This is a genomic window from Aeromonas sp. INTO2 (assembly GCF_049860605.1).
GTDB classification, from domain to species: Bacteria; Pseudomonadota; Gammaproteobacteria; order Enterobacterales; family Aeromonadaceae; genus Aeromonas; species Aeromonas caviae.
The window spans coordinates 704,649-718,306 of sequence record NZ_CP187588.1; the positions used below are offsets into that span (position 1 = coordinate 704,649).

A 13,658-nucleotide genomic window follows, 5' to 3' on the forward strand; every position below is an offset into this window, starting at 1 on the left:
TCAAGCACCTTCCGGCAGAGGACGGCGTACCCTCGGCTTGAGCTGGGAGAGCATGACCCCGGTCAGGATGAGGCCGCCCCCCAGCAGGTGATAGCCGTGGATGGGCTCCCCCAGGGTGATGACGGCGATGAGGGCCGTGCACAGGGGCATCAGGTTCATGAAGACCGAAGTGCGCTCCGCCCCCAGGGTGGCGAGGCCGCGCATCCAGCAGTAGGCGGCGAAGATGGAGGAGGCGAGGCCGGCGAACAGCACCATGCTCCAGCCCTGGGCGGGAATGGCCAGGGAGTCGGCAGAGAGGGCCACCGGGATGAGCAGCAGCACCGCCAGCAGGATCTGCAGGTAGAGGTTGAGCCAGGGGCCGAACGGCAGTTGCCAGCGGCGGATCAAGAGGCCATAGAGGGCATAGCTGGCTGCCCCCAGCAGCATCATGCCATCGCCCGGGTTGATGCCGCTGTGCAGCAGTGCCAGGGGGTTGCCCTGACCCAGCAGCCAGAGCACCCCGAACAGGGAGAGGCTCATGCCGAGCAGCGCCTGCTTGCCCGGCTTCTGGCCAAAGCAGCAGGCCCCGATGAGCAGGGTGAGCAGGGGCAGCAGGGAGCCGATGACCCCCATGTTGGTGGCCGAGGTGCTGTGGGCGGCGTAGTAGGCGAGGCACTGGTAGAGCACCATGCCGAGCAGGGAGAGCACCAGCAGCTTGCCGAGCCAGGGGCGGATGTCGGCCCGGCGGCGCCAGAGCTGCGGCAGGCAGAAGGGGGAGAGCGCGAAGGCGGCGATCACCCAGCGATAGAAGGAGATGGCGGCGGGATCCAGCACGCCGGCGGCGGCCTTGGAGACCACGGTATTGGCGGCCCAGATCAGGATGGCGAGCAGGGGGAAGAGAAAAGGCATAGGCACTCCTTGGTACGATGGGGAGAGTCTAGCCTTGTCTTGAACGAGGTAAGTAGCGTAAATAAGACATGTCATAACCGCTTTGGGACAATCTGCATGGGCACCCTCACCCTGGCCGAGCAGGATCGCCTGCTGGCCGACCCCAACCCCCTCTACTTTCGCTACAGCCAGATCCAGGGGGGCAACGCCTGCGCCGAGCACGCCCACCCCTGGGGTCAGCTCAGCCTCATCAGCCTGGGGGTCATGGTGGTGGAGGTGGGGGGAGAGCGGCTGGTGGCGCCTCCGGACTACCTCATCTGGGTGCCGGCGGACCTGCCCCACACCGCCTTCAACGAGCAGACCCTGGATTACACCTCCATCTACGTCAGCCACGCGCTGGCACCGCGCCTGCCACGGGAACCCCAGCTGCTGGCCCTCACCCCCTTGCTGCGGGCCCTGCTGGAGGACTTCACCCAGCGCCGGGTCGGCCACATGGAGGATGAGTGGGATGCCCGTCAGGGTGAGCTCTTCATCGAGAAGCTGGCCCGCACCCGTTGCCAGCCGAGCTACCTGCCCCAGAGCCGGGATCGCCTGCTGGCACCCTTGCTGGCGGCATTGCAGGCGGCGCCGGAGGACAACCGCACGCTGGTGGAGTGGGCCAGGGCGCTGCACACCACGGAGCGCACCCTGGCGCGGCGTTGCCAGAAGGAGCTTGGCATGAGCCTGGGCCAGTGGCGCACCCGGCTGCGGCTGGTGAAGGCGCTGGACTGGCTGCGGGGCGAGATGCCGGTGCAGGAGATCGCCTGGCGCCTCGGTTACGCCTCCACCTCGGCTTTCATCGCCATGTTCCAGCGCGAACAGGGCTGCGCCCCCCAGCGCTATCGCCAGCAACTGGGCCAACCCGTGGCCTGAACCGCATGAAAAAGGGCGCCCGCAGGCGCCCTTGTGGATCATGGGATGGGCTTAGAAGAAGCCGAGGGGGTTGATGTCGTGGCTCACCAGCAGGTTCTTGGTGTTCTGGTAGTGGTCCAGCATCATCTTGTGGGTCTCGCGACCGATCCCCGACTTCTTGTAGCCGCCAAAGGCCGCATGGGCCGGGTAGGCGTGGTAGCAGTTGACCCAGACCCGGCCGGCCTGGATGCCGCGCCCCATGCGCCAGGCCAGATTGCTGTCCCGGGTCCACAGGCCCGCCCCCAGCCCGTACTGGGTGTCGTTGGCAATGGCCAGGGCATCCGCCTCGTCCTTGAAGGTGGTGACCCCGAGCGCCGGCCCGAAGATCTCCTCCTGGAACACCCGCATCTTGTTCTGGCCCGAGAAGATGGTGGGCTGGATGTAGAAGCCCCCCTCCAGCCCGCTCACCTTGGCCGGGCCGCCGCCCAGCAGCATCTTGGCCCCTTCGCCGCGGCCGATCTCCATGTAGCTCAGGATCTTGTCGAACTGCTCGCGGGACGCCTGGGCCCCCACCTGGGTCGTGGTGTCGAGGGGGTTGCCCTGCACTATGGTGCGGGCGCGGGCCAGCACCCGGTCCATGAAGTCGTCATAGATGCTGGCCTGCACCAGGGCGCGGGAGGGGCAGGTACACACCTCCCCCTGGTTGAAGAAGGTCATCAGCATCCCTTCCACCGCCTTGTCGATGTAGCTGCTCTCGTGCTGCATTACGTCGGCGAAGTAGATATTGGGGGACTTGCCACCGAGCTCCACGGTGGAGGGGATTAGCTTGTCGGCGGCGCAGCGCAGGATATGGGCGCCCACCTCGGTGGAGCCGGTAAACGCCAGCTTCTGGATCCGGTTGCTGGTGGCGAGCGCCTGGCCCGCCTCGGCGCCGAAGCCGTTGACTACGTTGACCACGCCGGGGGGCAGGATGTCCTTGATGAGATCCATCATCAGCATGATGGTGACCGGGGTCTGCTCGGCGGGCTTGAGCACGCTGCAGCAGCCGGCCGCCAGTACCGGGGCCAGCTTCCAGGCGGCCATCAGCAGGGGGAAGTTCCACGGGATGATCTGGCCGACCACGCCGATGGGCTCCTTGAAGTGGTAGCTGACGGTGTTCTGGTCCAGCTCGGCGGCGGAGCCCTCCTGGGCGCGGATGCAGCCGGCGAAGTAGCGGAAGTGATCCACCACCAGGGGCAGGTCGGCGGCCAGGGTCTCGCGCACCGCCTTGCCGTTCTCCCAGGTCTCGGCGACGGCGAGCCGCTCAATGTTCTGTTCGATGCGATCGGCGATGCGCAGCAGCAGGTTGCTGCGCTCGGTGACGCTGGTCTTGCTCCAGCTGGCGAACGCCTTGTGGGCCGCGTCCAGGGCGAGCTCGATGTCGGCGGCGTCGGAGCGGGCCACCTCGCAGAACACCCGGCCATCCACCGGCGAGATGTTCTCGAAATAGCGGCCGGCGCGCGGCGCCACCCAGTCGCCACCGATGAAGTTGTCATAACGGGATTTGAAGCTGACCAGGGCACCTGCCTGACCGGGAGCGGTATAAATCATCTCATCATCCTTATGTGTGTGGTCCTGACCGGCCTGGCGGGCAGTCCGGTTGCTTCCTGTCATCGCAAGGGGCGTGCCAGCGGGCGGCGCTCTACACAAAAAGGTTGCAAAAACGTTATCAAATGGGGTGCCAAGGGGTATCTTGGTTAACCAGTGCCCCCTAGGGCGGCCCCCGAACTGTGCCGTTTCTGAACATCGGGTGTGACACTGTGCCGTTTGTGAACAGGAGACGTGATGAAGGCGCTCCCCCAAGGCGGCCCTATTCGCGAGTGTGTAGAAGGAGGTGTGATGAGCGAGTTGCCTCAATCCGGTGCCAGCCCAATCCAGCGCTCCTGGGAGCGCTGCCTGCATCAGGGGCTGAGCCGCCAGCAGAGCGCCGAGCTGGACTTGCTGCCCCAGGGGGAGCTGTCGGCTCGCCAGGAGCAGCACAGGACGCTCATCGCCTGCTTCCAGCGCTTCGTGCTGCCGCTCTTTGGCCAGTTGCTGGCAGGCAGACCCTGTCGTCTGCTGTTGTGTGACGGCGAGGGGGCCATCCTCGCGGTGAGCGGAGACGACCGGTTTGCCCGCCATGCCGAGCGCATTTTTTTGCGCAGCGGCGCCCGCTGGGGGGAGGCGAGCAAGGGCACCAACGCCATCGGCACCGCGCTGGCCGAGCAGAGCGAGGTGCAGGTGCTGGGGGCGCAGCACTTCTTCGCCCAGCACAGCTTTCTCAGTTGCAGCGCCTGCCCCCTGCTCGGGCCGGACGGGCAACTGCTCGGCGTGCTCGACATCTCCACCGATGCGGCCCACCACGGGGGCGACATGCTGGGCACCGTGCGCCTCCTGGCCATGACCCTGGAAAACGCCCTGCTGGCCCGCCAGCCGGGCTGGCTGGTGGATCTCGATCCCCAGAGTCTCTGGTCTGCCCGCCTGCTGCTGGGGGAGGGGGGCGAGCTGCTCGGGGCCAACCGGGCCGGTCGGCTCTGGCTCGGCCAGCACCCCTTCGACGGTCAGCAGTTGCTGCGCGAGCGCCGCGGCCTGCGGCTGGTGCCGGAGGCGGGGGAGCGCGCCGCCAGGCTTCCCCTGCCGAGCGCGGTTGAGGAGGGGGGATCGCAGGCGCAGCAGGTGCCGCTCAAGATGCTGGAGCGGGGCATCTCATTGCTCATCGAGGGGGAGACCGGCAGCGGCAAGGAGCACCTGGTGCGCACCCTGCACGCCAGATCGAGCCGTCGGGCGCGGCCTCTGGTGTGCGTCAACTGCGGCGCCCTGCCGGCGGAGCTGGTGGAGGCCGAGCTGTTTGGCTACGTGGGGGGGGCCTTCAGCGGTGCCCGCAGCCAGGGCAGCCAGGGCTATCTGCGCGCCGCCCACGGCGGCATCCTGATGCTGGATGAAATTGGCGAGCTGCCGCTCCAGGCCCAGACCCGGCTGCTGCGGGTGTTGCAGGAGCGCGTCGTCACCCCGGTAGGCAGCCACAGACCCGAGGCGGTGGATTTCTGGCTGGTCAGCGCCAGCCATCGGGATCTGGCGGCCATGGTGGCGGCCGGCACCTTTCGCGAAGATCTCTACTACCGCATCTGCGGCTGGCGCCAGCAACTGGCACCCCTGCGGGCCTGGTCGGTGCCCGAGCGTCAGGGGCTGATCCTGAACCTGCTCGCCCAGATGGACCCGGCGCTACAACTGAGCCGGGAGGCGGAGCAGCGGTTGCTGGCTCACCCACTGCCCGGCAACGTGCGCCAGCTCAAACAGGCGCTGGAGGTGGCCTGTGTACTGGCAGAGGGGCAGGGCTGGATTGAACCTGCCCATCTGCATCTGCCCGCCGTGGCGGGGGGAGCGAGCTCACCTTTGGGAGGGAATACCCTGCGCGAGCAGAGCCGGCAGCGGGTGCAGCAGACCCTGGCAGAGTGCGGCGGCAACGTAAGCGAGGCGGCGCGCCGTCTTGGCATCAGTCGCACCACCCTCTATCGGGCGCTGCGGGAGGAGGGGTGAAGGGTGTCGCGCCGTCCAGCGCCTGTGTAGACTGCGGTGGCAAGGACGTTTTTTCGTTGTGTTTCCATCGCAGGGAGTGCTCAATGATCCATCTTACGACCGACGAGGCTCCCCGCCTCTCTCCCGGCTGCTGGCCGATGCCGCTTGCGCCCCATGGGGCCCGTGCCGGCTAGTCGGCACTCGTCTGCGCCCGGTGCGGCGCGTGTAATAACCTTGGATCTGGATCAGCGCGGTCCGGCGCTTCAAGGTGTAGGGTAAAAGCCCTTTTTCAGGTGTGATACCGATGATCCCTTCCTATTCCCGCATGACGACGCTGTTGTTCTGGTGCCTGCTGGCGGCGAGCCTGCTGGCCATGGTGTTATTCGAATTCGGACCCGAGCGGCGGCTCGACATCCTGAGCCAGGCCGGTTTGTCCGTGCGTGCCCAGGATGACAGGGCCCACAAGGGCTCCTCCGTCGCCACCCTGAGTCAGGGGGGCGACAGACCCGCCATCCAGTGCACCCTGCGAAGCCAATATGCCTATCCTTTCTGCGAGCTGGTTCTGACCCTGACCGACCCCGAGCGGGGGCTGGATCTCTCCGGCTTCACCGGGGTGCGGGTGAGGCTGGATGTAGAAGGGCAGGGGGGACAGGCCTGGCGCCTTTATCTGCGCAACTACGATCCCGTCTACTCGACGCGGGAAGACGAGAGTTCCCACAAGTTCAACGAAGTGCTCTTCACCGCCAGGGATTTTGGTCGTGAGCAGGATGTCCCCCTGAATGTCTTTGCCCCCAGCTCCTGGTGGGTGCAGCAGTACGATATTCCGCTGGTCCAGCAGGGGCCGGATCTGCACCATGTTTAGGCCATCGAGATCGCCTCCGATGACAAGATGCTGCCGGGGGAGTACCGGTTGCGGCTCGAGCGGCTGGAGTTCTATGGCCGCTGGTGCAAGCCGGGGGACTTCTATCGCTATCTGCTGCTGGGGTGGCTTGTCTACGGCGTGCTGCTCTTCCTGGTCCAGAACCTGATGTTCGGGGATCGGCTGCGCAAGGCCAGGGAGGCGCGCCTCGCGGCTGAAGCCCTGAGTGCGAGCCTGTTCGAGCAGAACCGGCGCACCGAGGAGGAGGCCCGCTACGATCCCCTGACCGGGGCCCTCAACCGGCTCGGTGGCGAAAAGCTGCTCGGGGAGCTCGGCGAGATGCCGCTCTCCTTCATCTATATCGACATCGATCACTTCAAGGGGGTCAACGACGGTCACGGCCACCCGGTGGGGGACGAGGTGCTCAAGCACATGGTGAGCGAGCTGCTGCGCCATTGTGACAGCCTGTGCCGACTGGTGCGCTGGGGTGGGGAGGAGTTCGTGCTGGTATGCCTCCATTACGACGAGGGACGGGCTGCCGCCCTGGCGGAGCGGCTGAGAGGGGCACTGGAGGGGTACAGGCACTGGCCGCTGGGGCTCGGGATCACCGCCTCCTTCGGGGTGGCCGAGCGGCGCAAGGATAGCCTGGAGCAGGCGCTCAAGCGGGCCGACGAGGCGCTCTATCAGGCCAAGCAGAATGGTCGCAACCGGGTGGAGGTGGCGCCCGACTGATCCGGCGCTGGAGCCCATGGCCGGGCGGGGCTATCATGCGCCCCATCATTTATCCGAGGAGAGATGCCATGGCACAACATATTGGCGCCCTGACGCTGCTGGTGGCAGATTACGACGAGGCCATCGCCTTCTTCACCCGGGGAATGGGCTTCGAGCTACTGGAAGACACCCCCCTCGACGAGCCGGGCAAACCGGGCAAACGCTGGGTGCGGGTCGCTCCCAAGGGGGCTCCCGGCTCCGCCCTGCTGCTGGCCCGCGCGGCCAACGAGGAGCAGCGCGCCGCCATCTGTCGCCAGGGGGGCGGTCGGGTCTTCCTGTTTCTCGAGACCGACGACTTCTGGGGCGATTACGAGCGGATGCAGGCCTATGGCGTTCGTTTTTGTGAACAGCCGCGCCTCGAACCTTACGGCACCGTGGTGGTGTTCGAGGACATCAGTGGCAATCGCTGGGACCTGCTGCAACTCGCTGCTGCCAACTGAATCTGAAAACGTTTATCATCCCGCCCGTCATAAAGTCATAAAAGTGTCACAGAAAGTTCTAATAATTGGCGCACCCATCTTCACAGAGGAGAGAGAAGGGATATGGCTAAGCGAATTCTGGTGGTCGAGGACGAGGCACCGATCCGCGAAATGCTCTGCTTCGTGCTTGAGCAGAAGGGATATGAAACAGTAGAAGCAGAAGATTACGCCGATGGACTGGCAAAGGTGCGCGAACCCTACCCCGAACTCATCGTGCTGGACTGGATGATGCCAGGCGGCAGCGGTATCCAGTTCCTCAAGCAGCTCAAGCAGGATGAGATGACTCGCCAGATCCCGGTGGTGATGCTGACCGCCCGGGGCGAGGAAGAGGACAAGGTGCGCGGGCTCGAGGCCGGTGCCGACGACTACATCACCAAACCCTTCTCCCCCAAGGAGCTCACCGCCCGCCTGCACGCCGTGATGCGCCGTGTCTCTCCCACCTCGGTGGACGAGGTGATCGAGGTGCAGGGGCTCAAGCTGGATCCCGTTTCCCACCGGGTCAGTGCCGAGGAAAAGGCCCTCGACATGGGGCCGACCGAATTCAAGCTGCTGCACTTCTTCATGACCCACCCCGAGCGGGTCTACAGCCGCGAACAGTTGCTCAACAACGTCTGGGGTACCAACGTATATGTCGAGGACAGGACGGTGGACGTGCACATTCGCCGCCTGCGCAAGGCCATCGAAGAGACGGGGCACGACAGATTGATCCAGACGGTGCGCGGGGCCGGCTACCGCTTCTCGACCCGTCTCTAGGTCTGGGCCAGTGCCGCCAGCCCCTGCTGGCGGGCATTGGACCCGGCTCTTTGCTGTCTCTAGGAGATCTTAATGTTGCAACCTTACGCCTGGCGGCGACAGTTGTGGCGAATGGCGTTCTTCTACAGCCCCTTCGTCTTGGTAGGTTGGTTAATCGATCATCTCGTTCTTTGCCTGCTGGTGGCCACTGTGGTGCACCTGGTCTGGCACTACCGCTTTCAGAAGCGGCTGTCGGACTGGCTGTGGCACGATCGCAGCCTGGTGCCGCCCCACGGCAGCGGCAGTTGGGAGCACATCTTCAACGGCATCTACAAGTTGCAACAGCGTCACCGGGCCCGGCGCCGGGAGCTGGCGGGCCTCATCCGCCGTTTTCGGGAAGGGGCGGAGGCGCTGCCCGATGCGGCCGTGGTGTTTCGCACCGACGGCAGCATCCTCTGGTGCAACCGGCTGGCGGAGCAACTGCTCGGCTTTCGCTGGCCCGAGGATGCCGGCCAGCACATCGGCAACCTGATCCGTCACCCCGCCTTCGTCGCCTATCTGGGCAAGGGGCAGTATGACGAGCCGTTCGAGATGCACTCCCCCATCAACGAGGAGAAGTTCCTCGAATTTCGCATCATGCCCTATGCGGAGGACCAGGCCATGCTGGTGGTGCGGGACGTGACCCGGCTGCGCAGCCTGGAGAAGACGCGCAAGCACTTCGTCTCCAACGTCTCTCACGAGCTGCGCACCCCCCTCACCGTGCTCAAGGGGTATCTGGAGATGACCGAGGAGCCGCCGCCCCCCGCCATGTGGGCCAAGGCGCACAAGGTGATGATGGAGCAGACGATCCGCATGGACAATCTGGTTAACCAGCTGCTCACCCTGTCGCGCATCGAGGCGGCGCCCACCGTGGATCTCTCCCATCTGGTGGACATGCCCGCCATGCTGGGGCTGCTGGAGCAGGAGGCGCGGGCGCTCTCCGGCGAGCGGGCCCACGAGATCGTCTTCATGGTTCAGCCCAATCTGCTGGTGCGCGGGGATCAGGATCAACTGCGCAGCGCCGTCTCCAACCTGGTCTACAACGCCATCCACTACACCCCGGCGGGGCGCAAGATCACCGTGGAGTGGCGCAAGCAGGGGAGCATGGCGCTGTTTGCGGTGCAGGATGAGGGGGAGGGGATCCCCCCCGAGCACCTGGCGCGCCTCACCGAGCGGTTCTATCGGGTCGACAAGGCCCGCTCGCGCCACACCGGAGGGTCCGGGCTCGGCCTTGCCATCGTCAAGCACGCCCTGAGTCATCACGATGCCCATCTCGATATCGAGAGCCGGGTCGGTGCGGGCAGCCGCTTCAGCTTTCTCATTCCCGCCCGCATGGTGCTGGTGAAATAATATTTTGTGTCAATGTGTTAGCAACGAGAGAAGGGCTGCATCGCAGCCCTTTTTTCATCCGGGCCACTCTCGGCCCATGTCATCAAAGTGTCATATAAATTCCATAAATTTGTCACTGCCAGGCCAGATACTGGCGCCGTCTTAAAGAGAGTTATTGTCAAATGTGGTGTATGGAGTCAGGCGGCGTTCCTGTCTGACTCTTCCTGCATCTGTATTCCGTCCTTGAACTTCACGTTGTTTACCACCAACGTCAGCAGCGCAAATCCCTTGAGCCGCTTCCAGTTCTTTTGGGCCGACTCCAGCAGCTTATAAACCATCGCCAGCGTGGTCTCCCGTGAACCACAGTTTCTCGCTCGCTTGGTGCGTAACCGGACCGTCGAAAACGTTGACTCTATCGGGTTAGTCGTCCGGATACTGACCCAGTGCTCCGCCGGAAAATCATAGAACGCCAGCAGTTCATCCCGGTCTTTAACCAGTTTATCCATGGCCCCTGGATACTTCGCTTCAAAACGGGTCAGGGTGCGATCAAACGCCTTGTGAGCATCCTCTCTCGTCTCGGCCATCCAGATATCATGCAGCGCCTCCTTGACCTTGGGCTGTACCGACTTGGGCAGCACCGACAAGACATTCGCTGTCTTGTGAACCCAGCAGCGCTGATGGGCTGTGTCCGGGTAGCACTTGGCCAGCGCCTTCCAAAAGCCCAGTGCCCCATCCCCGATGGCCAGCTTGGGACTGAGGGTGAGCCCTCTGCCTCGCAGTCCCATCAGCACCTCCGTCCAGCTTGTCTCTGACTCCCGGTGACCATCCTCCACCGCAACCAGCTCCTTGCGCCCGTGCTCGGTCACCCCGATGATGACCAGCAAACAGAGCCGGTCATCCATGCGCACGTTGCTGTATATCCCGTCGGCCCACCAGTAGACATAGCGAGACTTGGTCAGGTCTCGTTGTCGCCACCGCTGGTGCTCATCAATCCAACCTTGCTTGAGCCGGCAGACGGTGTTGGCTGACAGCCCCTTGGCCTGGTCGCCGAGCAGCGCACAGAGGGCCTCCTGATAGTCCCCACTGGATATCCCCTTGAGGTAGAGCCACGGCAACAGCTCCTCGATACTGCGGGAGCGCTTGAGATAGGGCGGCAGCAGGGTGCTGGTGAAGTTGATACCGGAGCCGCTGCGGTCGCGTACCTTGGGCACTTTGATTTCAACGTCTCCGATGCCGGTTTGGATAGTCCGCTGGGGCAGATACCCGTTGCGCACTACCGCCTGGCGGCCATCAGGGAGTCGCAACTCTCGATGCTGCTCAAGCATGATGGCGAGCTCCGCCTCCACAGCGTGTGCAATCAGGTCCCTGGCTCCGGCGCGTAGCAGCTCGGTGAGCATGTCGCCGGGCTTGCCTTCTGGTTGTGGCAGGACAGTGAGGGTAGAATGTTTCATGGCGTATCCGCTCTGTTGATTGAGATTCTTGCAGGAATCAATCAGCAGGATACGCCACTCCTTCTATCCCTCCGTACACCAGAAATCACCATAACTCTCTTAAAGAACGGACCTTCTGTAACACTGGAGAAGGAGTGGTGCTGGCCCACGGATCATTACGATCGGGTGTCAACCACGTTTAGACGTCAACCTGACGATTGCCTTCTGCAACCTTGGACTTGGAGAGATTGGATGAAACTCAACAAACTGGCTGGTGTCATCGGATTCACCGCAGCAACCCTGTTTTCTGTCAGCGCTCTGGCTGCCGGTGTGGATAAAGACCTGCCGGAATACACACCGACCAGCGGCATCTCGGGCAACCTGTCCTCTGTCGGCTCGGACACCCTGGCCAACATGATGACCCTGTGGGCCGAAGAATTTAAGCGCATGTATCCCAACGTCAACGTGCAGATCCAGGCCGCCGGTTCTTCCACCGCACCGACTGCCCTGACCGAGGGCGTCGCCCAGTTTGGCCCCATGAGCCGTGCCATGAAGGCCGGTGAAGAGGAGGCATTCGAGAAGCGCTACGGCTACAAGCCGACCGCCATCCGCGTCGCCGTCGATGCCCTGGCCGTGTTCGTCAACAAGGACAACCCCATCAAGGGGCTGACCATGTCGCAGATCGACGCCATCTTCTCCAGCACCCTCAAGTGCGGCGAAGCCAAGGCGGCCACCAAGTGGTCTGATCTGGGTCTGGACGGCAGCTGGTCCGGCAAGGATCTGCAACTGTTCGGTCGCAACTCCGTGTCCGGTACCTACGGTTACTTCAAGGAACACGCCCTGTGCAACGGTGACTTCAAGAGCGGCGTGAACGAGCAGCCGGGCTCCGCCTCCGTGGTACAGTCCGTCTCCTCCTCCCTGAACGGCATCGGCTACTCCGGTATCGGCTACGTCACCTCCGGCGTGCGCGCCGTTCCGCTCTCCAAGGATGGCAAGACCTTCATCGAGGCGAGCTCCGACAACGCCATCACCGGCAAGTACCCGCTGTCGCGCTTCCTGTACGTCTACGTGAACAAGCATCCGAACAAGCCGCTCTCCCCGATGGAGCAGGAGTTTGTGAAGATGATGCTCTCCAAGGCGGGCCAGACCATCGTTGCCAAGGACGGCTATGTGCCGGTCCCGGCCAAGGTGGTTCAGGCCGACCTGAAGAAGCTGGGCATCATGTAACAGAACATGCCCTTGCAGAAAAACGAGCCCCATGCGGGCTCGTTTTCATTGGTGCGCCCCAGGATCTTTTTGGTCGCAGGGCGCAGCGCCCGGCTTGCGCCGGGCGGCGGCATTTCCGAGAATAGGGCAACTTCACGGCAAAGGACCCTCTCATGCGCGCATCTTCCCTCTCCAGACTGGCCCTGACGGCCTTGTGCAGCGCCCTGCTGGCCGGCTGCGCCCAGTCGCCGACCGGTCGCAACCAGATGCTGCTTTTCTCCCCCCAGCAGATGAACCAGCTGGGCGCCGACTCCTTCACCCAGATGAAGCAGCAGGAGAAGGTGAGCACGGATGCCAGGATGAATGCCTATGTGGGCTGCGTGGCCAAGGCGGTGACCGCCCAGGTGCCTGCCAGCTATGGCATCACCAGCTGGGAGGTGGTGGTGTTCGACTCCAAGGAGATCAACGCCTTCGCCCTGCCCGGCGGCAAGATAGGCGTTTACAGCGGCCTGCTGAAAGTCGCCAAGAATCAGGACCAGCTCGCCACCGTCATCGGTCACGAGCTGACCCACGTGCTGGCCCAGCACTCCAACGAGCGCCTCTCCCGGGATCAGCTGACCGGTATCGGGCTGGCGGTGGCGGACGCCGCCATCGGCAGCAGCGACAGCCTCGGGGGCGCTGCCACCATGGCCGCCCTGGGCCTCGGGGTCCAGGTGGGGATAGCCCTGCCTTATGGCAGAACCCAGGAGAGCGAAGCGGACCGGCTCGGTCTCGAGCTGATGGCCCGCGCCGGGTTCAACCCGGCCGAAGCCGTCACCCTGTGGCAGAACATGAGCGCCGCCTCCGGTGGCAAGGCACCGCCCCAGCTGCTCTCCACCCACCCCAGCGACCAGAGCCGGATCGCCAACCTGCAGGCCCAGCAGGCCGAGGTGCAGCCCCTGTACCAGCAGGCGAAAGCATCAGGGCTGGTTCCCCAGTGCAAGGCGTAAGCCTGCGCCTGGCGCGTCCCGCCGATGCCGCCGCCATGACGGTGATGCAGCGGGCGAGCTGGCTGGCGGCCTACGGGGAGGTGCTGGGGGCCGACATGCTGGCCCAGCTGGCGGTGACCGACCACCTGCAGATCTGGCGACACCGGCTCGCCGAGCCCGGCCCCGTTCCCATGCTGGTCTGCCAGGACGACGTGGTCATCGGCCTGCTCTACTGGCAGCCCTCTTTGGAGGAAGGCTTGATGACGGCGCGGATCCGGGCGCTCTACCTTCATCCCGATCATTGGCGTCAGGGTCATGGCAAACGGCTGTGGCAGGCGGTGGCGGTGCAGATGCGCCGGGCCGGTTGCGAGTGCGTCAGGCTCTGGCTGCTGGATGGCAATCACATCGGCGAGGGATTCTACCTGCGCCGCGGCTTCATGTTCGACGGTCAGGAGCGCACCCTGATGAGCCTCGGACAACCTTGCCAACAACGACAAATGTTCCGTTTGCTTTGAGCTGGCTCCCGTTTTTCGCCCTCGGTCACTTTATTTTT

The 13,658-nt window shown here is 64.3% G+C and carries 13 protein-coding genes; 10 read left to right on the plus strand and 3 right to left on the minus strand.

All coding sequences use genetic code 11. From position 1 onward, the window contains the following. Nucleotides 1-888, minus strand: coding sequence for a DMT family transporter (locus ACPW74_RS03420; protein ID WP_111896663.1), 888 nt, complete (start codon nt 886-888; stop codon nt 1-3). A gap of 96 nt (nt 889-984) precedes the next feature. On the opposite strand from ACPW74_RS03420, the gene ACPW74_RS03425 reads away from it, so the two are divergent. After that, nucleotides 985-1,779 (plus strand): AraC family transcriptional regulator, encoded by a 795-nt coding sequence (locus ACPW74_RS03425; RefSeq protein ID WP_010673466.1) that lies wholly within the window; start codon nt 985-987, stop codon nt 1,777-1,779. A 51-nt stretch (nt 1,780-1,830) separates the two neighbouring features. Here the strand turns inward: ACPW74_RS03425 and exaC are convergent, their stop codons facing one another. After that, entirely contained in the window at nt 1,831-3,348 is a 1,518-nt protein-coding gene (gene exaC / locus ACPW74_RS03430; protein ID WP_039039283.1) for an acetaldehyde dehydrogenase ExaC, read from the minus strand. A gap of 288 nt (nt 3,349-3,636) precedes the next feature. Here exaC and ACPW74_RS03435 point away from each other — a divergent pair, with 288 nt between their 5' ends. The 6 genes from ACPW74_RS03435 (at nt 3,637) to phoR (ending at nt 9,522) form a co-directional block, all read left to right on the plus strand. Beyond that, nucleotides 3,637-5,313 carry a sigma-54-dependent Fis family transcriptional regulator gene (locus ACPW74_RS03435; RefSeq protein WP_111896661.1) on the plus strand — a complete coding sequence of 559 codons (1,677 nt, stop codon included), beginning with the start codon at nt 3,637-3,639 and terminating at the stop codon, nt 5,311-5,313. Nucleotides 5,314-5,596: 283 nt separating this feature from the next. Further along, on the plus strand, nt 5,597-6,154 hold the full coding sequence (locus ACPW74_RS03440) for a hypothetical protein (protein WP_223930351.1): 558 nt from the start codon (nt 5,597-5,599) through the stop codon (nt 6,152-6,154). 27 nt (nt 6,155-6,181) lie between these two features. Beyond that, nucleotides 6,182-6,883, plus strand: a complete 702-nt coding sequence (locus ACPW74_RS03445; protein WP_223930350.1) for a GGDEF domain-containing protein — start codon at nt 6,182-6,184, stop codon at nt 6,881-6,883. 68 nt (nt 6,884-6,951) lie between these two features. Continuing rightward, nucleotides 6,952-7,362, plus strand: coding sequence for a VOC family protein (locus ACPW74_RS03450; RefSeq protein WP_181023053.1), 411 nt, complete (start codon nt 6,952-6,954; stop codon nt 7,360-7,362). A gap of 102 nt (nt 7,363-7,464) precedes the next feature. Further along, complete coding sequence (gene phoB, locus ACPW74_RS03455) at nt 7,465-8,154, plus strand: phosphate regulon transcriptional regulator PhoB (RefSeq protein ID WP_010673471.1); 690 nt, start codon at nt 7,465-7,467, stop codon at nt 8,152-8,154. A 72-nt stretch (nt 8,155-8,226) separates the two neighbouring features. After that, nucleotides 8,227-9,522 (plus strand): phosphate regulon sensor histidine kinase PhoR, encoded by a 1,296-nt coding sequence (phoR, locus tag ACPW74_RS03460; RefSeq protein ID WP_010673472.1) that lies wholly within the window; start codon nt 8,227-8,229, stop codon nt 9,520-9,522. 176 nt (nt 9,523-9,698) lie between these two features. On the opposite strand, the gene ACPW74_RS03465 is transcribed toward phoR, so the two are convergent. Next, nucleotides 9,699-10,952 carry an IS256 family transposase gene (locus tag ACPW74_RS03465; protein ID WP_113069873.1) on the minus strand — a complete coding sequence of 418 codons (1,254 nt, stop codon included), beginning with the start codon at nt 10,950-10,952 and terminating at the stop codon, nt 9,699-9,701. Nucleotides 10,953-11,183: 231 nt separating this feature from the next. Here ACPW74_RS03465 and ACPW74_RS03470 point away from each other — a divergent pair, with 231 nt between their 5' ends. The 3 genes from ACPW74_RS03470 to ACPW74_RS03480 all read left to right on the plus strand — a co-directional run bounded on the left by ACPW74_RS03470 (nt 11,184) and on the right by ACPW74_RS03480 (nt 13,620). Then, nucleotides 11,184-12,158, plus strand: coding sequence for a PstS family phosphate ABC transporter substrate-binding protein (locus ACPW74_RS03470; RefSeq protein WP_039039286.1), 975 nt, complete (start codon nt 11,184-11,186; stop codon nt 12,156-12,158). 152 nt (nt 12,159-12,310) lie between these two features. Further along, a complete protein-coding gene (locus tag ACPW74_RS03475) occupies nt 12,311-13,126 on the plus strand; it encodes a M48 family metallopeptidase (protein ID WP_010673474.1) in 816 nt (271 codons plus the stop codon). Then, complete coding sequence (locus ACPW74_RS03480; protein ID WP_039039287.1) at nt 13,114-13,620, plus strand: GNAT family N-acetyltransferase; 507 nt, start codon at nt 13,114-13,116, stop codon at nt 13,618-13,620. Before ACPW74_RS03475 ends, ACPW74_RS03480 begins: the two co-directional genes overlap by 13 nt. Nucleotides 13,621-13,658 lie beyond the last annotated feature (38 nt).